The organism is Pyrococcus woesei, assembly GCF_050496105.1.
Classification (GTDB): Archaea; Methanobacteriota_B; Thermococci; order Thermococcales; family Thermococcaceae; genus Pyrococcus; species Pyrococcus furiosus.
On sequence record NZ_CP179867.1, the window covers coordinates 98524 to 117942 of the forward strand.

General features: G+C 39.7%; 24 protein-coding genes. 11 read left to right on the forward strand and 13 right to left on the reverse strand.

What is annotated here, in order from left to right; translation table 11 throughout:
* The first annotated feature begins 127 nt into the window (after window positions 1-127).
* Window positions 128-1468, forward strand: coding sequence for a TrpB-like pyridoxal phosphate-dependent enzyme (locus ACMFNG_RS00580; protein ID WP_011012738.1), 1341 nt, complete (start codon window positions 128-130; stop codon window positions 1466-1468).
* Here ACMFNG_RS00580 and prf1 read toward each other — a convergent pair.
* Window positions 1442-2695 carry a peptide chain release factor aRF-1 gene (gene prf1, locus ACMFNG_RS00585; RefSeq protein ID WP_014835448.1) on the reverse strand — a complete coding sequence of 418 codons (1254 nt, stop codon included), beginning with the start codon at window positions 2693-2695 and terminating at the stop codon, window positions 1442-1444. The two genes, ACMFNG_RS00580 and prf1, sit on opposite strands and share 27 nt — an antisense overlap.
* 84 nt (window positions 2696-2779) lie before the next feature.
* Here prf1 and ACMFNG_RS00590 point away from each other — a divergent pair, with 84 nt between their 5' ends.
* From ACMFNG_RS00590 to ACMFNG_RS00610, 5 genes are read left to right on the forward strand one after another with little or no spacing between them, the layout of a single operon-like run.
* Window positions 2780-3643 carry a glycosyltransferase family 2 protein gene (locus ACMFNG_RS00590; RefSeq protein WP_014835449.1) on the forward strand — a complete coding sequence of 288 codons (864 nt, stop codon included), beginning with the start codon at window positions 2780-2782 and terminating at the stop codon, window positions 3641-3643.
* Between the two features lie 13 nt (window positions 3644-3656).
* Window positions 3657-4016: a DUF2304 domain-containing protein gene (locus ACMFNG_RS00595; RefSeq protein WP_011012741.1), complete on the forward strand. Its 360-nt coding sequence runs from the start codon at window positions 3657-3659 to the stop codon at window positions 4014-4016.
* Window positions 4017-4061: 45 nt separating this feature from the next.
* Window positions 4062-4430, forward strand: a complete 369-nt coding sequence (locus tag ACMFNG_RS00600) for a BlaI/MecI/CopY family transcriptional regulator (protein WP_011012742.1) — start codon at window positions 4062-4064, stop codon at window positions 4428-4430.
* A 5-nt stretch (window positions 4431-4435) separates the two neighbouring features.
* Window positions 4436-5227, forward strand: a complete 792-nt coding sequence (locus ACMFNG_RS00605; protein ID WP_011012743.1) for a M48 family metallopeptidase — start codon at window positions 4436-4438, stop codon at window positions 5225-5227.
* Window positions 5228-5263: 36 nt separating this feature from the next.
* The gene (locus tag ACMFNG_RS00610) at window positions 5264-5821 is read left to right on the forward strand and encodes a deoxycytidylate deaminase (protein ID WP_011012744.1); all 558 of its coding nucleotides are present in this window, start codon (window positions 5264-5266) and stop codon (window positions 5819-5821) included.
* Here the strand turns inward: ACMFNG_RS00610 and uppS are convergent.
* The 7 genes from uppS to ACMFNG_RS00645 all read right to left on the reverse strand — a co-directional run bounded on the left by uppS (window position 5818) and on the right by ACMFNG_RS00645 (window position 11308).
* Window positions 5818-6612 carry a polyprenyl diphosphate synthase gene (gene uppS / locus ACMFNG_RS00615; protein ID WP_011012745.1) on the reverse strand — a complete coding sequence of 265 codons (795 nt, stop codon included), beginning with the start codon at window positions 6610-6612 and terminating at the stop codon, window positions 5818-5820. The two genes, ACMFNG_RS00610 and uppS, sit on opposite strands and share 4 nt — an antisense overlap.
* A complete protein-coding gene (locus ACMFNG_RS00620; RefSeq protein WP_011012746.1) occupies window positions 6609-7130 on the reverse strand; it encodes a gamma carbonic anhydrase family protein in 522 nt (173 codons plus the stop codon). Before ACMFNG_RS00620 ends, uppS begins: the two co-directional genes overlap by 4 nt.
* A 125-nt stretch (window positions 7131-7255) precedes the next feature.
* Entirely contained in the window at window positions 7256-7681 is a 426-nt protein-coding gene (lrpA, locus tag ACMFNG_RS00625; RefSeq protein WP_011012747.1) for an HTH-type transcriptional regulator LrpA, read from the reverse strand.
* A 90-nt stretch (window positions 7682-7771) separates the two neighbouring features.
* A complete protein-coding gene (gdhA, locus tag ACMFNG_RS00630; RefSeq protein ID WP_011012748.1) occupies window positions 7772-9034 on the reverse strand; it encodes a glutamate dehydrogenase in 1263 nt (420 codons plus the stop codon).
* Window positions 9035-9315: 281 nt separating this feature from the next.
* Window positions 9316-10599, reverse strand: a complete 1284-nt coding sequence (locus ACMFNG_RS00635; RefSeq protein WP_430515179.1) for a cation:proton antiporter — start codon at window positions 10597-10599, stop codon at window positions 9316-9318.
* Window positions 10599-11078 (reverse strand): CBS domain-containing protein, encoded by a 480-nt coding sequence (locus ACMFNG_RS00640; protein ID WP_011012750.1) that lies wholly within the window; start codon window positions 11076-11078, stop codon window positions 10599-10601. The genes ACMFNG_RS00635 and ACMFNG_RS00640 overlap by 1 nt, the downstream gene beginning before the upstream one ends.
* Window positions 11069-11308: a MoaD/ThiS family protein gene (locus ACMFNG_RS00645; protein ID WP_011012751.1), complete on the reverse strand. Its 240-nt coding sequence runs from the start codon at window positions 11306-11308 to the stop codon at window positions 11069-11071. Before ACMFNG_RS00645 ends, ACMFNG_RS00640 begins: the two co-directional genes overlap by 10 nt.
* Window positions 11309-11356: 48 nt before the next feature.
* Between ACMFNG_RS00645 and ACMFNG_RS00650 the strand changes: the two genes are divergently transcribed.
* Both ACMFNG_RS00650 and ACMFNG_RS00655 read left to right on the forward strand, forming a co-directional pair.
* Window positions 11357-12004 carry a glycosyltransferase family 2 protein gene (locus ACMFNG_RS00650; protein ID WP_011012752.1) on the forward strand — a complete coding sequence of 216 codons (648 nt, stop codon included), beginning with the start codon at window positions 11357-11359 and terminating at the stop codon, window positions 12002-12004.
* A gap of 17 nt (window positions 12005-12021) precedes the next feature.
* On the forward strand, window positions 12022-13533 hold the full coding sequence (locus ACMFNG_RS00655; RefSeq protein WP_011012753.1) for an AMP phosphorylase: 1512 nt from the start codon (window positions 12022-12024) through the stop codon (window positions 13531-13533).
* A gap of 2 nt (window positions 13534-13535) precedes the next feature.
* Here ACMFNG_RS00655 and ACMFNG_RS00660 read toward each other — a convergent pair whose 3' ends face one another.
* A complete protein-coding gene (locus ACMFNG_RS00660) occupies window positions 13536-13934 on the reverse strand; it encodes a DUF2095 domain-containing protein (RefSeq protein WP_014835602.1) in 399 nt (132 codons plus the stop codon).
* Between the two features lie 532 nt (window positions 13935-14466).
* On the opposite strand from ACMFNG_RS00660, the gene ACMFNG_RS00665 reads away from it, so the two are divergent.
* Complete coding sequence (locus ACMFNG_RS00665; RefSeq protein ID WP_011012755.1) at window positions 14467-15561, forward strand: RNA-guided endonuclease InsQ/TnpB family protein; 1095 nt, start codon at window positions 14467-14469, stop codon at window positions 15559-15561.
* Window positions 15562-15840: 279 nt separating this feature from the next.
* Here the strand turns inward: ACMFNG_RS00665 and ACMFNG_RS00670 are convergent, their stop codons facing one another.
* Entirely contained in the window at window positions 15841-16062 is a 222-nt protein-coding gene (locus ACMFNG_RS00670; RefSeq protein ID WP_011012756.1) for a hypothetical protein, read from the reverse strand.
* 226 nt (window positions 16063-16288) lie between these two features.
* Here ACMFNG_RS00670 and minD point away from each other — a divergent pair, with 226 nt between their 5' ends.
* The gene (gene minD / locus ACMFNG_RS00675; RefSeq protein ID WP_014835599.1) at window positions 16289-17068 is read left to right on the forward strand and encodes a cell division ATPase MinD; all 780 of its coding nucleotides are present in this window, start codon (window positions 16289-16291) and stop codon (window positions 17066-17068) included.
* Window positions 17068-17313 (forward strand): hypothetical protein, encoded by a 246-nt coding sequence (locus ACMFNG_RS00680; RefSeq protein ID WP_011012758.1) that lies wholly within the window; start codon window positions 17068-17070, stop codon window positions 17311-17313. The genes minD and ACMFNG_RS00680 overlap by 1 nt, the downstream gene beginning before the upstream one ends.
* Here ACMFNG_RS00680 and ACMFNG_RS00685 read toward each other — a convergent pair.
* Genes ACMFNG_RS00685 through ACMFNG_RS00695 form a run of 3 tightly spaced genes read right to left on the reverse strand, consistent with a single transcriptional unit; the run spans window position 17307 to window position 19356 of the window.
* Window positions 17307-17552, reverse strand: a complete 246-nt coding sequence (locus ACMFNG_RS00685) for a hypothetical protein (protein ID WP_014835597.1) — start codon at window positions 17550-17552, stop codon at window positions 17307-17309. The two genes, ACMFNG_RS00680 and ACMFNG_RS00685, sit on opposite strands and share 7 nt — an antisense overlap.
* A 54-nt stretch (window positions 17553-17606) precedes the next feature.
* Complete coding sequence (locus ACMFNG_RS00690) at window positions 17607-17960, reverse strand: ribonuclease P protein component 4 (protein ID WP_011012760.1); 354 nt, start codon at window positions 17958-17960, stop codon at window positions 17607-17609.
* On the reverse strand, window positions 17953-19356 hold the full coding sequence (locus ACMFNG_RS00695) for a hypothetical protein (protein WP_223208979.1): 1404 nt from the start codon (window positions 19354-19356) through the stop codon (window positions 17953-17955). The genes ACMFNG_RS00690 and ACMFNG_RS00695 overlap by 8 nt, the downstream gene beginning before the upstream one ends.
* Window positions 19357-19419: the final 63 nt, after the last annotated feature.

Genomic DNA, 19419 nt, shown 5'->3' on the forward strand with positions numbered 1-19419 from the left:
GTCTACCTATCCAAACTTTTATTATTTCTCTCCTTTTGGTTATTTCTTGATGTCTATGGGTGGTCGTTTTTGGTAGAATCGTGAACTTGTTTCAACTGCATGCCTCCAATTCTAGGAGGGAGTTTAGATGAAGGTAGTTCTTCCAGACGGTAGAATACCTAGGAGATGGTATAATATACTCCCCGATTTACCGGAACCCTTAGCTCCCCCATTGGATCCAGAGACAAATGAACCCGTAGACCCCAAGAAGTTGGAGAGGATATTTGCGAAAGAACTAGTTAAGCAGGAAATGAGCACAAAGAGATACATAAAAATTCCCGAAGAAGTTAGAAAGATGTATTCTAAAATAGGGAGGCCTACACCTCTTTTCAGAGCTACAAACCTCGAAAAATACCTAAATACTCCTGCAAGGATTTACTTCAAGTTTGAGGGAGCAACAGTTACAGGAAGCCACAAAATCAATACTGCCTTAGCTCAGGCATATTATGCAAAGAAGGAAGGAATAGAGAGGCTAGTTACTGAAACTGGAGCTGGTCAATGGGGAACTGCATTGAGCTTGGCTGGAGCCTTGATGGGCATTAAGGTTAGAGTATATATGGCAAGAGCAAGTTACGAGCAGAAGCCATATAGAAAAGTTTTAATGAGGATTTATGGAGCAGAGGTATTCCCAAGTCCCAGCGAGAATACTGAAATAGGAAAAAGATTCCTAAGTGAAAATCCAAACCACCCAGGAAGCTTAGGTATTGCAATTAGTGAGGCAATAGAAGATGTACTAAAAGATGAAAAGGCAAGATACTCCCTAGGAAGTGTTCTAAACCACGTACTAATGCATCAAACGGTAATTGGACTTGAAGCAAAGCAGCAAATGGAAGAGTTTGAGGAGCCCGATGTTATAATAGGATGTGTTGGTGGAGGAAGCAACTTTGCCGGTCTTGCTTATCCCTTTGTAAAAGAAGTCCTTGACGGAGACAATGAATACGAATTTATAGCAGTAGAGCCAAAAGCTGCTCCTTCAATGACTAGAGGAGTCTACACTTACGATTTTGGGGATTCTGGAGAGCTAACCCCTAAGTTAAAGATGCATACTCTTGGGCATAGATACCATGTTCCCCCCATACATGCTGGAGGATTAAGATATCACGGAGTTGCACCTACTTTAAGTGTACTCGTTAACAATGGAATCGTTAAGCCAATAGCTTACCATCAAACAGAAGTTTTTGAAGCTGCAGCGTTATTTGCTAAGCTTGAAGGTATTGTTCCAGCTCCAGAAAGTGCCCATGCAATAAAGGCCACAATAGACAAAGCCATCGAGGCTAAGAGAGAAGGAAAAGAAATTGTCATCTTGTTCAACTTAAGCGGCCACGGCCTACTAGATCTCCATGGATACGAAGAATACTTGGAGGGAAGGCTCCAAGACTACGAGCCTAAAGATCTTCCCATATCAAACCCCTTGAATCCTAAACCTTAGGATTGCCCCAAGACCTCCAAAGGCCCTATAAAACTGTTGGCCTTCCTCAGTGTCGAGAGATATAATTTCAACATTTGACCCTGCTTCCTCTGCTATTTTTATTAACTCTTCTGCTACCTCCCATTTTTCGAAGGTAAGATTCTGGCTTCCACACTTTGGACATGTTTGTATTCTCTTTTTGTATGCCTCGTACTCCTCCTCACTCATTGTCTTCAGCTCTTCCCATCCACAATTATTACACTTGACGTGAACCCTAACCTTGTCATAGCCTTCACTGATAAGGAGCGTATCCACAGCTCCAAGCTCAAGGGCCTTTCTTACTTCTCTCTCACCGTAGGTAGCTAGGCCAGTATCCTTTACTATGTGCTTTAGGAATTCATTGACAAGATTTCTCTCTCTTATGACTTCATGATCCCTTAAAATATCTGCAGCTTTTGCTACCAACTCTCTTAATCCATATTCTCCGTGATAACTTATATCTACAATGCCTATTATTTTCTTCTTGAGCTCGTGATGGAGATAATCCCCCTCTACAAACTCTTCTTTAGTTGGTCCTGGTCCTCCTACAATTATTCCCTTTAGCTCTCCACTTTCTAACAGAGGAAGGAATATCCTATTTGCATGCTCTCCAATTCTCTTCATGAACTCGTGGGTTTCCTGCTCTCTAATTCGCTCATATCTTCGAGCTGACTGACCTCCAGCTCTTGTCTTTCCTGGAACATTCGAAGTTAATTCATCTAGAACTTCTATTCTCTTTCCCCTTAAAATTCCTATTGTAGCTTCATTTTTTTCCACTGTTATTAATCCGTAGGCCTCCTTTACTCTCAGCATCTCTTCAAGAGGTTCCGTAACAAACGTTTGATCACATCGATAAAGTCTTACGTTTAACGGCTCAGGAGGAATTATTGCCCAAAGCCTTATGTCAGTAACTCCTTCCATTTCGCTCACGTTTCCAACAAACAGAGCTAATCCGTTCTCTGGTGTTTGCTTGTAAAGCTTGAGATGTTGCATTGCCCTTTCAAGAGCTCCTAGCACATTTTTCCTTGTTGTTTTTGATTTTATGTTCTGAGCCGTGCTGTATTCCTCTCTAAGCTGTTGCATAACTTTACTTAAGTCATATCCCGCTGGAATGTAGAGAGAGATAAGCTCTGTACCCCTCCCTCTTATTTTTTTCAGCTCATCAATCTTTTTCTTTAATTCATAAAGTTGAGCGTCACGAGAAGTCATAACTCTCACCCCATTAAACCTCTTTATCGCGTCTAAAACTTTAAAAATTGGCTGATTTATAAAGGTTTGGCATTGGTGGGAGGCATGATTCTGAGAGAAATCAAATTACTTTCAGACAACCCAGAGATAATAAACCTTTTGAGGCGATTAGGAATTAAAATCGGAAAAGACGAAGGCCTTCCAAAAATAGGAGAATATTTCATCGAATTCCAAGGAATTAGATATGAGGGGAACTCTCTTATAGAGCTTGAAAACATTCTCTCCAACCTCCTGGGCACTTACGTAGTTGTCCCCGCATACAATGAAGAAAAAACTATAGGAAAGGTCTTAGACGAACTTTTGGCGATTTTTCCCAGGGAAAGGATAATCGTGGTCAATGATGGAAGTGAAGATAGAACGGAAGAGATCGCAAAGAGTAAGGGAGTACGTGTTTTAACCCATCTAATTAACAGGGGACTTGGAGGAGCTCTTGGAACTGGAATAGAGTATGCTATAAAGAAAGGAGCAAAAATAATAGTAACTTTTGATGCAGATGGTCAACATCTTGTCGAAGATGCTTTAAAAGTCATGAAACCCGTGGTAGAAGGAAAAGCCGAGCTGGCAATAGGGAGTAGGTTGAAGGGGGATACCTCTCAAATGCCATTTGTAAAGAAGATTGGGAACATTGGTCTTGATGTAATCACTGCAATATTTTCTGGAAAGTATGTCTCTGACACGCAGAGCGGCCTTAGAGCATTTTCTAGAAGTTGTGCAGAAAGGATAAAAATTACATGTGACAGATACGCAGTCTCTAGTGAAATAATAGTGAAGGCTGCAAAAAACAAATGTAGAATTGTGGAAGTTCCTATAAAGGCAATATACACAGAATATTCAAAGAAAAAGGGAACAAACGTGCTTGAAGGGATAAAGATAGCCTTTAACTTATTTGTTGAAATATTTAGGAAATAGGGAGGTGAGTAAAATGTATGCTATCCAGCTAATTGCCATACTATTTTTGATTTGGATGGCGGGAGTGGTTGTTTATCAATACTACAAGAAACATTTCGAAATTTTTGACTTGGTTACTTGGTTGTTTTTTATTGGGATATTATTCATAATAGCTCTTGAACCCGTCAAGATATCCATGGAAATAAAAGACTTACTTGGCCTTGGTAGAGGACTTGATGCCCTCTTTGTCCTGGGAATTGGAGGAAGTTATCTGTTACTCTTCAAGCTCTATCTCGATATTGACAGGTTAGAAAGAGAAATAACAAAGTTGACAAGAAAAATTGCATTTAAGCTTGAGGAAATTGAAGAAGTGCTAGAGAAAGATAGAAAATAATAAAAGATTGTACAACTAATGATAACTGCAGGTGAGGGATGAAAAATGGAACCTGTGGAATTTAAGCTAAATCAAAAAGGCATAAAATCGATTCTCCCTACAATGGAAGCAGAGATTATGGAGTACATGTGGGAAATTAAAGAAGCAACGGCAGGAGAGGTTTATGAGTACATGAAAACAAAGTATCCAGAAATTAGACGCTCCACTGTGAGTATATTAATGAATAGATTGTGTGAAAGAGGCCTCCTAAAGAGGAGAATGGAAAAGGGAAAGGGTGGAATTAGATACGTATACTCAATAACTACAACAAGAGAAGAATTCGAAAGAAAAGTTGTTGAAAAGATTATTGAGTCCCTTATGATGAACTTTAGAGAAGCAACATTTGCCTATCTCTCAAAAATCAACAAGAAGTGAATAATATGTTATTATTATGGGCAATATTCTTGCTCCATATTGTCATAAATCTTGTGACATTTGGAGTTCTCAGGGGATTATTTATTACCATGCTGTCACTCCTGTTAGCATTTCTCATGTATAAGATCTCCCTAAAAATTAATTTACCTGTAAAAAGGTATTCAAAAATTCAATGGGAGGATATTCCTTGGTTATATGATGGAATAGCTAGAATGGCAAATCGTGCAAAAATACCAATGCCAAACATTTATATTGAAGATAATCCTCTTCCAGCAGCGTATTCCTTTGAAAACTCCATAGTAATCTCAGCAGGTTTGCTAGATATTCTTAACGAGGACGAGGTATTAGCAGTCGCTGCCCATGAAATTGGACACTTGAAGAATGGGGATACAGTGATATTTCCTCTAGCAAAATACTACAAATACATTATGGGTGGAACAACAATACTAACGATGGCTCTTATAGAGAGTAAACATATAAAATTCTTGGCTGGTTTGGTTTATCTTGCCTATGTGCTGCTTCTAAATAAGTTCTTTAGGAGTAGAGAATTTAAAGCTGATCATGTCGCTCTAAGAATAGCTGAAGTTCCGTACGCCCTCAAAACTGCTTTAGAGGAGCTAAAGTACTATGAAGAAACTATTAGCGGAAGGTTGCCACTACCAACAATTAGACCTTCCGTCGAAAGAAAAGAAGAACAGAGACAATATTGGGCTTTTGTAAGTACTCACCCCAGCTATGACGAAAGAATAGCAAAAATAATGGCAATAGTTGAGATGTACAGAAGCTTAGAGATTTAGGAAAATATTTTTAATTTGCTTTAATTATGCTTAAACATGAGCATTGAAATATTTCTCGACAAGGAGAAAGCCGAGAAAATCAAAAAAATTCGACCTACAAAGGATGAATACTTTATGCTCATAGCAAAACTTGTCTCACTTAGAGCTACTTGTCCCAGGTTAAGAGTGGGAGCAGTTGCAGTAAAAGATGGATATATCCTGGCCACTGGATACAATGGAGCTCCAAGAAGCATGGATCACTGTATAGATAAGGGATGTATACTGGTCAATGGGCATTGTCATAGAGCAGTTCATGCAGAGCAAAATGTTATAGCTATGGCTGCCAGAAAGGGGATAAGCCTAGAAGGAGCTACCCTATACGTGACTCATTTCCCTTGCGATACTTGTTTTAAACTACTTATAAATGCAGGAATAAAGGAGATAGTTTACGAAGAGATGTACCCAAATGAAGTAACAGAGATGCTTCTCAAAGAAGCCCAGGAAAAGGGGTTAATTAAAATAAGACAGTTTAAGCTGCCAAAAGAGAGAGTCTTGCAGTTTTTAGAGGAATTATTCCCAGAATTCTGTGGTTGTAAGAATGAAGAAAAAGACTAACGTCCAAATCTCCTTTCTCTCTTTTGAAATTCTCTAATTATTCTTAAAAAGTCAATTTTTCTAAATTCTGGGAAGTACACATCGACAAAAAACAGTTCACTATATGCGATTTGATATAGCAAGAAATTGCTTATTCTAACTTCCCCTCCCGTTCTTATAACAATGTCTGGGTCTGGCATATTAGGTACATATAAATACTTCCTCACAATTTCTTCATTTATATCTTCAAGCTTTAATCTCCCTTCTAATACATCGTTAACAATATCTTTTATTGCATCCACAATTTCACTTCTTCCCCCATAGGCCAAAGCAATGTTTAAGAAGTAATTGTTGTATTTCCTTGTAACCCTCTCCGCTTCTTCTGCAGCCTCTCTCACATTCTTTGGGAGAAGCTCCTTTCTCCCCATAACATTTACCCTAATCCCATATTCATGGACTCTTCTATCCGTAACTAATTCTCTAAATTTCTCTTCGAAGAGTTTCATTAGCCTATCGACTTCCTCCTTTGATCTCTTGAAGTTTTCCGTTGAAAATGCATAGACCGTTAATATCCTTATCCCCAGCTCATGACACCACTCAACTATTTCCTCAAGCTTCTTTGAACCAAAAAAGTGCCCATACCAAGGGGGTTTCTCTCTTTTTCGAGCCCATCTTCTATTTCCGTCCATAATTATGGCTACGTGTTTTGGGATAACCCCAGCCTTAACTTTCTCTAGGAGGTATCTCTCGTACAAGTCATATGCAGGTTTGAAAAATATTGAAGGGATATGAGAAATTATTCTGTAAATCATATCTTCTTTCTCCCCTTCATATGCTTTTCAGCGAGCTCCACATATACCTCTGCATTCTTCTTTGTCCACTCTATTTCTTCTTCGCTGAGTTGCCTTACTACTTTACCCGGCACTCCTATTACCAAGCTGTAGTCGGGGATTTCCTTGTTTGGTGGCACTAGAGCTCCAGCGCCAATAATTACATGGTTTCCAATTTTTGCACCATCAAGTATTATTGCCCCCATTCCAATTATAACGTAATTTCCGATTTTTGCTCCATGAACAACTGCATTATGTCCTATTGTAACATACTCCCCTATCTCGGTGGGATATCCGTGAGAGGTGTGAATGCTCACGTTATCTTGAATGTTTGAGTACTTCCCGACGTATATCCTCTCAATGTCCCCTCTTAACACAGCCGAGGGCCATACACTCGTCTTTTCTTCAAGCACAACATCCCCAATAATTACTGCATTCTCATCAACGTAGGCTGTAGGATGAATTTTTGGCTTTATACCATTTATTTCATACACGGGCATTTTAACTCCCCACCATACATAAGAAAGAATGCATTTTTAAACCTTTTAACTCTACTTCAAAATGGGCGATGAAGATAATTTCGCTAGCCGAAAAATAAGATGAGGAGTACCCTCGCAACTGAGCCTTACTTAAGTTTTTCAAGGATTATAGCTGGACAAACTTTAGTAACTCCCTCGATTTTTCCGATTTTATTTGAGATTATCTCCGCTAAATCCTCCCCGTCCTTGGCCCATATGACGGCCATAATCATATGATCTCCGCTGGAAAGATAAAGCTCCTTGACAAAATCGTATTCCTTTAGTTTTTCCGCAACTTCAAAGAGTTTTTCAGGTTTTGTGTCAACTCCAGTAATTGTTACTAGGGAGTAACCCAACTTTTTGGGATTAATTTTTATTGTATAACCTTCAATTATCCCTTTTTCTTCAAGAGCCTTGACTCTCTTCCTCACGGCAGTCTCACTAATGCCTAATTTCTTCGCAATCTCAGTGAAGGGCGTTCTCGCATCTTTTTCCAATATTTCAAGTATAATTTTGTCTCTCTCATCAATCATTTTTCGAACCACCTAGGTATAACATCAGCACTAGAATATATAAAGCTATGCCCCAAAAATTCAGAAGAGAAATAGAAAAATGTAGAGGAATCAGTGCTTGACCCATCCACGGTCAAGCATTGCTTGATAAACTCTCTGGACTGCAACTACGTAAGCTGCATCTCTCATGTGTATGTTCTTCTCCTTTGCTATGTTGTAGACGTCGTAGAATGCTTTTGTCATCTTCTTGTCGAGTCTCTCTCTAACCTCCTCAATTGTCCAGTAGTATCCAGTTATGTTCTGTACCCACTCGAAGTAGCTGACTGTAACTCCACCAGCATTACATAGGAAGTCTGGGATCTGAAGGATTCCTTTCTCGAATAGTATCTCATCAGCTTCTGGAGTAACTGGACCGTTTGCTACTTCTGCAACGATCTTAGCCTTAATGTTGTCTGCGTTCTTCTTAGTTATCACTTCTTCTATAGCTGCCGGAGCGAGAACATCAACCTCAAGCTCAAGTAGCTCCTCATTCGTTATGTTGGTTGCTCCTGGGAAGTCTTTAACGCTTCCATGCTCATTCTTCCACTTGAGAACCTCGTCAGCATTAAGACCATCGGGGTTGTATATTCCACCCTTGCTGTCGCTCACAGCTACAACCTTCATTCCAAAGTCTTCACTCATGATCTTTGCAAGATAATAACCCGCGTTACCGTAACCCTGGATTGCTATTGTCTTGCCCTTGAGGGTGTCCCATCCAAGAACCTTTGCAGCCTCTCTAATTGTGTAACTTGCACCTCTTGCAGTTGCCTCAATTCTTCCAAGTGATCCACCAATGCTAAGAGGCTTTCCAGTGATAATTCCAAAGGCCGGTGTCTTTCTCCTGCTTATTGTCTCGTACTCATCCATCATCCATGCCATTATTTGTGGGTTTGTATAAACATCGGGTGCTGGAATGTCTTCATATGGGCTAATAACATCATAAATTGCTCTAATGTAACCTCTTGCAAGCCTCTCCTTCTCTCTGTCGGAGAGCTTCTTTGGATCTACAATTATTCCACCCTTACCTCCACCATATGGGAGATCCATTACAGCAGTCTTCCATGTCATCCAAGCTGCAAGAGCTTTAACAGTGCTAAGGGTTTCTTCTGGATGCCATCTAATTCCACCCTTAGTTGGACCTCTAGCCCAGTTGTGTTGTACTCTAAATCCAGTGAAAACTTTTACAGAACCGTCATCCATTTCTACTGGAATTGTGACCTCAACAATTCTTTGAGGTCTCTTTAAGAACTCAAGAGCTTCTTCACTTATCTCCATATATTGGGCAGCTCTTTCAAGTTGCTTAATAACAATTTCATAGGGGTCTTGCTCAACCATGTTCATCCCTCCAAATTAGGTGATTGGCGATACATTTTTGGGCAATAGCCTATATAAAGCTTTCGGTAAACAAGAGTGGAAATCCTTTTGTTTATTTGATTAGGCTCAAAGAATCTAAAATTCAAAAATATAAAGGTGTTCCTCAAACATTTTCAAGAAAAAAGGAAAAATACGAACAATTTTACATACATCAATGCACATAATAGAGCCATAGTGTTGAACATTCTAGAGGCCCTCAGTGGGAAGTCGGTCATCATTAACTCAGCTCACTCCATTTTCAATCATCGGGTTCCTCTCTTTTTACTCTCTATTTTCTCCTTTCTATTTTCAAGTAATAACTTTTTCTGTGCTAAAATTTCTTCTCGGAATGCCCACTTTAATAATGGAGGAGTTATGAGGACTGAAATTGTTATGAAGATCAAAGTTGCTGCTATAAACTTTGGAGCATCATCAGGGGAAATTGCACCACCATGAATGGCTACCATTAGAGCGACTAACGCAACTTCAGTTCTTGGAATAGATCCAATTCCCATTTGAAAAGACATTCTGAAGTTTTCCCTAGTGAAGAGAAAATCCTTACCTCTTCCCCAGGCAGTTATCCAGGCTCCAAACCCCCTTCCAGCCACCTTCCCTACTATTGCAATTACACTAAGAACCACAGCCAGCTTAATTGCTTCGAGATTCTCAAAAACCTTAAAGTTCAGCATTGCTCCAGTATGGACGAAGAATATTGGAATAAGGAATCCGTAACCAATGCTTCTCACTTCCTCTAGAAGCCTCTTACCTTCAGCAGTCTTAGAGAGTATTAACCCCATCATAAATGCTCCTTCAATTGCAGCTGCAAACCATCCCTCAGCCAAAGCTGAGAATATTAACATCATTCCCAAAACAAATCCTAAAACGCCCTTTTCAACTCCTAGTCTTTCCGCAAATTTTAGATAGTGGTCAATAAAATACCACCCAACAACTCCCGTAATTAAGAAGAAAATGATGATTTTTATCCCAAGTCCCAGGAGTGAACCTGAGCCCACGGCAAATATTATTAGAGCAATACTTAGAAAATCATCAATAACACTCGCACTTAATGATGCAGCCCCAACTTCACTTCTTAAAACTCCTAGATCCATCATGACCCTAACCGTTAACCCTATACTAGTGGCGGTAAGAAGGACTCCCCCAGCAAATGCTTCTTTATTATCATATCCCAACCACCTAAGTCCTAGGTATCCAAGAATTAGTGGAACGAAAACTCCCAGAATAGTAGATACAACAGCCGTTATTCCAGTTCTTTTTATTAAGTTAAGATCCGTGTCAAGAGCCCCCAAAAATAACAGAAACACTACTCCAAGTTTTGCCATGAAATCTATAACTTCACTTGAACCAGCTGTTATTGGTAAATATTCACTACTAATAACCCCAAAATACACCAAATTTCCGAGAATAATTCCTACCAATAACTCTCCCAGTACTCCTGGGAGTTCAAATCTTTCAACTAGGGAGTCTCCTATTTTAGCTAGAATAAGAGATACACCCAATGTAAATAATATCCATGTTGCTGCTTCCATTATCCGCCACCTACCCTTATTAGCCTGAGAAATTCATTTATTAGAATCCTTAAGCTAATTTCTCCCTTAAGTTTCCCCTCTTCATCAATTAAGGCTAAAATTTGGATTTTGTATCTTTTCATTTTTTCAAGAGCTTCAAGAACCGTTGCATCTTCATTTATCGTCAGGAAATTTCTCTCCATTATGTCTCCTGCTTTTTCGGCCCCACTTAAGATTGACTTAAAAACTGAACTTACTGCACCCAATCTTGCCCCTTTTGGAGGAAGGAAAATGTCTATTATATCAAGATATCGAATTATCCCAACCAGCTTCATATCTTTCCTATTGTTAACTACCCAAACATGGTGTCTTGTCCTCAGTAACTTTAAAACATCAATAATTGGAGAATCCTCCTCAACTATAGGCATTTGAGAGCAAGGTGGAGTTAATTGGTTAACTTTCATTGAATGGAAAGCATTAAGTGCCCTTTCTAAATCCATACTAACCCCCCACTTGGAACAGGCATTATCTTTACAACATCATTATCTGAAACCTCAGCATCTTCTCTGGCAATTTTTCCATTGATTATTATTATCTTTTCCTTAATTTCATCAAATCTGGGAATCACTTCCCTCAAAACTTCCCCAACCTGCCTTTTTCCAGCAATGCGAACTTCAACTTCTTCAGCGCCTGCAAGGTGAGCAAAAACCCCCATTAATTTTATCTTCATTAACCCTCACCACTAAACCTTTATACTACATCAATTAAATTCTTTTCCATGTTTGGAAAATACAAGGTGTCCGTAATAATTCCAGCATACAACGAAGAAAAACGAATAGGAAATGTTCTGGCTAGAATACCAGATTTTGTTGATGAAGTCATTGTGATTGACGATGGTAGTTCTGATGCCACCTATGAAGTAGCCAAAAGATATACAGACAAAGCAATAAGATTAAATAAAAATATGGGGAAAGGAGCTGCTCTTAGAGAGGGACTTAGGCATGCAAGTGGGGATATTATTGTTTTTATGGACGCAGACGGCCAGCATAATCCTAAAGAAATACCAAAACTTCTAGAACCCATAATCAAGGGTAAGGCCGATTTTGTAATAGGAAAAAGGATCATAAAAACCGGAAAAAGACCCCTACCTAGGAAGTTAAGCAACTTTATAACAACAACTTTAATTAGACTAAAGACCAAGCAGAGAATTGAGGACAGCCAAAGTGGATTTAGAGCAATAAGAAGAGAATTTGTCCCCGAAATCACCAGTGATAGATATGAGGTAGAAACAGAAGTGTTAATTAAAGCCGTGAAAAAAGGTGCAAGAATTACAGAAGTTCCAGTCTCAACTAGATATGACCTGAAAACAGGGAAATTTAGAGTTGAAGACATCATAAGATTTCTAATTGCCTTGATAAAGTCATAATTTGAGAGGTGAATTACATGAGGGGAAAAATTAAAATTTTAGATATAGAAACAGGAAATCTTGCCATTTTTATAAATCCAGAAGACGCAGAACAATGGCGAATCCATCCAAACGACCTTGTAAAAATTGAAAGCGGGAAGAGATACATTTATGGAAGTGCTTTTATAGGAAACATTGTTGAAAAGGGAGAAATTGGAATATCAAAGGATGTTCTCTCAATTCATCAGTTTTCAAATGGAGAAATTGTTTCTTTAAGCCCTGCAGGAACTCCTGAAAGTGTTAAGTATATAAAGAAAAAGATGAGAGGAGAGAAACTGAAAAAGGTAGAAATTGAGACAATTGTAAGAGATATCGTCGATAGAAAGCTTAGAAATACCGAAATCAGCGCGTTTGTTAGTGCAATAGAAATAAATGGTCTTGACATGGAGGAAATTGCCGCTTTAACAATTGCAATGGCAGAAACTGGAGATATGTTGGACATAGAAAGGAAGCCAATAATGGATATCCACAGCATTGGCGGCGTACCTGGAAATAAGACCAATGTTATAGTTGTCCCCATAGTGGCGGCTGCAGGCCTAACAATTCCCAAGACGAGTTCAAGAGCAATTACAAGTGCAGCAGGAACAGCCGATGTGGTGGAAGTTTTAACAAACGTTACACTGACTCTTGAAGAAATAAAGAGAATAGTGGAAAAAATTGGAGCCTGCCTAGTTTGGGGAGGTGCCCTAAATTTAGCCCCAGCAGATGACTTGATGATACACGTAGAAAGGAGGCTAAGTTTGGATCCAAGGGGACTTATGCTTGCAAGTATAATGGCTAAGAAATATGCTATCGGAAGTCAATACATACTCATTGACATCCCCACAGGAAAAGGAGCCAAAGTTGAGAGCATGGAGGAGGCTAGATCACTTGCAAGAGATTTCATAGAGTTAGGGAAGAGATTAGGACAATACGTTGAAGTAGCAATTACTTACGGAGGCCAGCCCATAGGTTATACAGTTGGTCCGGCTCTAGAAGCTAAAGAAGCCCTCGAAACACTAATGACAGGTAGAGGGCCTGGAAGCTTAGTAGAAAAGGCCATAGGACTCGCTGGGCTACTTTTGGAAATGGGTGGAGCTGCTCCAAAAGGAAAGGGAAAAATCATTGCGAGGGAAATTCTAGAGAAAGGAAAAGCATATCAAAAGATGAGAGAGATTATAGAAGAACAAGGTGGAGATCCTGACATAAAGCCAGAAGACATTCCAATAGGAGATAAAACATATACAATTCACGCCCAGACGAATGGTTATGTCACCGCAATCGACAACAGAGGGATTACTGCAATAGCGAGAGAAGCTGGGGCCCCAGAAGATAAAGGGGCTGGAATTAGACTTCACGTAAAAGTGGGAGACAAGGTAAAAGAAGGCGATCCACTATTCACAATACATGCAGAAAGTGAAAGTAGGCTAGACAAAGCTATCGTGCTTGCAAGAAGGCTTGAACCCATAAAGATAGAGGGAATGGTTTTGCAGGTTATTGAAAACCTCTAACACTAGTGTTTCCCATGTCTCTCATACCATCCCCACTCTTTTTTTGGTCCAAAAGCCCTAACCCCTTTATGAACTAAAGTTACCCTTAATTCTTTGGCCATTTCTGGAGTTATTTCTCCATGCTCTTCCATCCAGTTAATTATCTCAAGAGCCTGCTCGTCAGTATCACATCTCCTCAAAAAGTCAATTATTGTGGGGTTGTATCCTGAAAAGTCTATTTTTCCTTCCTCTTCTTCTTCCTCCAAGACTTGATACTCATCTAACCTAATTCCACTAATCTCTATCCCTCTATCCTCTTCTAACTCACGAGCAAGAGCAGGAAAGCGTTGCCTAAATTCTTCTATATCATATTCCTGCCAAGGTAACTGGTCAATTGGCTTTTTCTTTTTCTCACCCTCCATATTCACTACCCTAAAGATAACCCATCAAACAATGCCTTATATGCTTTTGGTTTACATAACCTAACTCTTAAAATTCAAGATCAGCACTTCATTCTCCTTTATTCCCACTACATTATCTTAAAGGAGTCCCACCATTTTAACCGTTCTGGTTGGCCGTGATTTGTGTAATGTCGTTACGGCCAACCTTCCAGCCTCCCATTTTCATTGGCTGGCTTTCGGGGGGAACGGAGACTCCCCACATCTTCGGGATCCCGTGCCCATTCGGGCTTATCAAACCCCACATATCGGGCACAAGGTAGAAAGACTCCATTAATAAAGTATGACTCATAAACCTTACGATCTCAACTATTTACGAAACAGCCCTTCCACTTCAATACTCATATTTCTCCTCAGAAAAATAAGATGTGCTTTATCTATTCGGGCGGGAAGACCCCTTCCGATAGGGAGGGGATAAAAGCCTGCAACCCTTAAAAACTTCACCTATTAAAATAGGTGGTCGCCCACGTATCTCACCCAGAAAAACCACCTTCGAGTGGACAAGAAAACCTACAAACTCCTCAGGACGCTGACACACCTATCCAAAGACCTCTACAATCTCACCCTCTATACGGTTAAACAACACTACGAGCTTAATGGGACTTTTCTACCCTTCGTTAAGGCATACCATATGGTTAAAGATAGCGAACCCTACAAACTCCTGCCAAGCCAAGTTGCACAACAAACAATGAAAATCGTGGAGAGAAACTTCCGCTCATTCTTTCACGTGCTTAAAGAGAGAAAGAAGGGCAACTACAACAGACCCGTTAGGCCACCGAAATACCTTCCGAAAAACGGGCACTTCATCCTAATCTTCCCATACCAATCCTTCAGGGTAAAAGAGGACAGGATTATCCTCACCCTTGGAAAGAACTTCGCCGAGAAGTATGGCGTTAAACACCTTGAAATCCCGCTGCCAAAGAACGTTAAAGGCCACAGGATTAAGGAAATTCGCATTCTTCCAAGATACAATGCCCTATGGTTTGAGGTTGAATACGTTTATGAAGTCCTGCCTGAGGAGAGGGATTTAGACCGCTCGAAATACCTTGCCATTGATTTGGGTCTGGACAACTTCGCCACCTGCGTTTCCACCACTGGGACGGCCTTCATAATCGAAGGCCGGGGTTTGAAGAGCTTCAACCGGTGGTGGAATAAGGAGAAGGCGAAACTCCAGAGTCAGTATGATAAGCAGGGGGTTAAGTTTGGAAAGAGGATGGTGTGGCTTCTCAAGAAGCGGAAGAACGTGGTGAACGACTTTATGAACAAGGCGGTAAGCTACATTGTGAACTACTGCCTTGAGAACGGTATTGGGAACGTCGTCATCGGGGAGCTGAAGGGAGTAAAGCAGAATACCGACCTTGGAAGGAGGAACAACCAGAACTTCCATTATATTCCTTACGGCCTCTTCAAGCAAAAGCTCAAGGCAAAGTGCGAGCGGTATGGTATTAACTACATTGAGGTTGATGAGGCATACACTAGTAAGGTTGATGCCCTCACCCTCGAACCGATTGAAAAGAGGGAGAAGTATCTTGGAAAGAGGGGTGAAACGTGGACTGTTCCAGTCTTCCGCTGGTGTTTTAATAAATGCTGATGTGAACGGTGCTTTGAACATTTTGAGAAAGGTAGCCGGCGATTCTCCCGTTGGGGAGATAGCCGGTAGTGGCCGTGTGAACCGGCCTGTAAGAGTTAGGCTACCTTGGGGTGGCTTAACTCCTCACGAAACCCCATCCATAAGGGCAGGGTAGTTCACCACCCATACTGAACGAGAATAAAGGTATTTTTCCTAGGAATATGCTTTGTCATGCCCTCTTCAATTCTGCAGAGCAGTTAAGAGAAAACATGATTGATGTAGAGAGGTAGAAGATACCAATCAATATTCATAATTTTGGCGTATAACCAGCTCTAAAGGTAGAGTTTTTGGCATTAGTAGTTTTTTTCTAATCTTGTAAAAATATAGGCTATTTTTCTCTTCAATCACAGCTATTAAGGCCAAACATTCATCAAAAACTTCTACTCCCGTCACTACTGTTAGATTTGCAGGAGGTTCTTTGATAATACTTAAGCAGTACCCCTGAGATTCTATCTTAGCCACATATTATTTTAATAACTTTGAAGTTTATTAAACTTTTTACACAATCTTACTAAGTATCTTGACAATTGTCTAAAGGAATTACATCATAAAATATACAAATTGCTACCGCGGAGGTTTGAGTAGCTCTCCATGAACATAGGCAAAGCAAAAAGGAGAAAAGTATTTAACATGCTATTATAATACCAAAGTAGGCAAGTTATGTACATCCGTGATGGGGGGACTAGCATTGGAAGGTAGATCAATCGTCTTTGCTTCTGGAAAAGGAGGAACCGGTAAAACAACAACAGTAGCTAATATAGGAGTAGCCCTAGCTCAATTCGGAAAAGAGGTCATCTTAATAGATGCAGACATAACCATGGCAAATCTAAGCCTTATTCTGGGAATGGAAGACATACCAATAACTCTACACGACGTGTTAGCAGGAGAGGCAGAGCTAAAAGATGCCATCTACGAGGGGCCTGCGGGAGTTAAAGTTATCCCAGGTGGTCTAAGTTTAGAAAAAGTAAAGAAAGCAAGACCAGAAAGACTTCGTGAATTGATTAAAGAGATAAGCCAAATGGGAGACTTCATACTTATCGATGCTCCTGCGGGATTAGAGCTAACCTCAGTTACGGCCCTCCTAATAGGTAAAGAACTTATAATCGTAACAAACCCGGAGATATCAGCAATAACTGATTCTTTGAAGACAAAGCTAGTAGCAGAGAAGCTTGGAACACTTCCCCTTGGAGCTATCTTAAATAGAGTCACTAGCGAAAAAACTGAGCTATCAAAAGAAGAGATAGAAGCAATTTTAGAAGTTCCAGTGATAGGTATTGTGCCAGAAGATCCCGAAGTAAAAAGAGCATCAGCTTATGGAGTTCCACTTGTAATAAAGAACCCAACCAGTCCTGCCGCAATAGCATATAAGCAGATAGCCGCAAAGCTTGCAGGAATTAAGTGGACACCTCCCGAACCAGAGAGCCCAGTTAAGAGGATCTTCAAAGCACTGTTTGGAGGGAAGAGATGATGAACCCACTATGGATTATAGTTTTAGTCTCATTGGTTTTGAATATAGTGTTCATAATGCTGTATGTTTCAGCGAGGAGAAACCCGTACTATATAGTGTACGACGAAGAAACAAAGAGCCAACTTAAGAGGCGTGTTCTCCATCTCAAAGAAGACTTAGAATCAGAACTCGAAGAATTTGATGTCACTGAATGGGAGAGACAACTAGAGAAGTCTCTAGAAGAGGAAATAAAAGGACTTCAATAAGCCTGAACTCCTACTCTCGCTTTATATCCTTCTTTTCTAATAGAAGCTTGTATTGAGTAGAGTGCATCCCTAATATCTTTGGCAAATTTCTTCAAGGGCTCAGGTATAACGCCCTCTCCATATTCAGCATACCTCAGGACTTCTTCTAATGAAGCCTCTAATAACCTACCATCGAAGACGTACACTTTCTCTCCATCTATAACAACAACAGCATCTTGGTATCCCAATCTCACCACCATTTTTCTCACCACTATTTACTATAATTTATAGCTCCTATTTAAGGATTTCGACCACTAATATTCCATTTTTTCTTTTCTTCTCTTTTTTATTTCTTTTATATAGGGATATCTCATAATATGACCACATTCTAAGCATTTAACGACAATATGAGGCATTCTTTTTTGTCTAAGCCTAACTCTAGCATTAATTCCTGGAACGAGGAATGCATGGCACTTTTTACAGTACCTTCTTTTCCACTTCCTGGGAATTTTAACCTTAGCCTTTTGTTGAACTAGTAGGGCTAACTCAACATATCTCTTCGCTAATTCAGGAGAATAAGGGAAAACTCTCTCAGCTAAGCTAAACAAGATATCGATTCTCTCTTTTGCAATTCTCTTTTTTTCTTTTTTCTCATTGTATTTAGCCACTCTTCACCACCTTGTAAAACCCAGAAACAGGCTCATATATATAGCCATTAGCAACTAGCTTTTCTATACTTTCCTCAGCTTTGGCTTTCGTGAAACCCAATCTTAAGAGAGTCTCCATTATCTCCTCCTTACTAATTAGCCCATCAACGGAAGTGGAAGACAAGTCAAGTATAACTTGGAGAGCTTTTGGTAGTACTCTATCATCTCCCAAATAGTTTTTCTTGTATTCAGCCAGAAAAGCGTCTATTTCAGCTTTTGGAACTTCATTAATCCAAGTATCTAAGATTTCCTGCTCTATGTTAAGAACTAGGTTCATATAGCTCTTTTCTATCTTCCCAATTAACCTTGCTATAGAACCTAACACATTTAAAGATAACAAGTACCTCCTATTCAGGTTGAAGAGACTGTCCTTAACAAGGAGAGCATCTATAATTTCCCCATATTCATACCTATTTTTCCAGAGCCAGTGTTCAAAAAGCTCCCTAAATACCCTAATTTCTTCCGAGAGTGGGTTCAATGCTGGGAGTGTTGTCCTTCTCCAAAACACCGTTGCAAGAATGTTTGGAAGGTACTCTCTTAGTTCAGAGAACTCAAATTCTATTGGTTCATATAAGATAAAGGGAGTTTCCGAGTACTTTGCATAGTAATCTCTTATATCTGGTTTCGATTTCCTGGGAATAAAGTAGATAAATTCTTTCCTTTCAAACTTACCTTTGAGCCACTTAGGAAGGACATTTCTGATATTTTTGGGAGCATAGTATCTTATATCAGTGTTATTTGGGTTAAAAACTTTGAAATCGAGATCTAAAAACTCGTCTGCAAACATCCACTTGTCATCTCTTTCAACCCGCAATTCTCTTGGAAGTAACTCAGTAAACCCCTTAAAAAACTCAAAGAGGGACTTAACAATCCTCTCATTATTTTTCATGACAAATAAGTTGTATCCTTCCCTCCAATTTAGCGGATTCTTCATTATATATGGAGCACCAAAGAGAGAATACAAAAACGAGTCTTGAAGCTCAGCACTTGCATAAAGAGCTGAGCCAATGATTTTCCTAATTTCTTTAGGGGAGAGAGAATACTCCTTCAAGGCCCAATATTTTGAGAAATCTTCAGTGACTATTGAATCAGCTGTTATAACTCTCATATTGCCACAAGGATATGGCTCGACACGTCCTTCAACCTTTACATAACCACCACTATGTAGCCTTCCTTTTATCTCAGTCTTTTCCGTAATTCTAACAACGGCGTAGGCTTTAATCTTAGACTTGCTAATCTCACTTGGGGCTAAAGGGGACAAGAGATACTCAATGTATTTAAATGGAACATCACAGGGAGGTTTTCTTAAAATAATAAAGCCTCTTAGGGATACATAGTCCTCCCTAATCTCTGACAAAAATATTTTTACCCTTTTTTCAGGTGTCAAAGAAGGAATATATAGAAGAGGAAAAGTCATAGA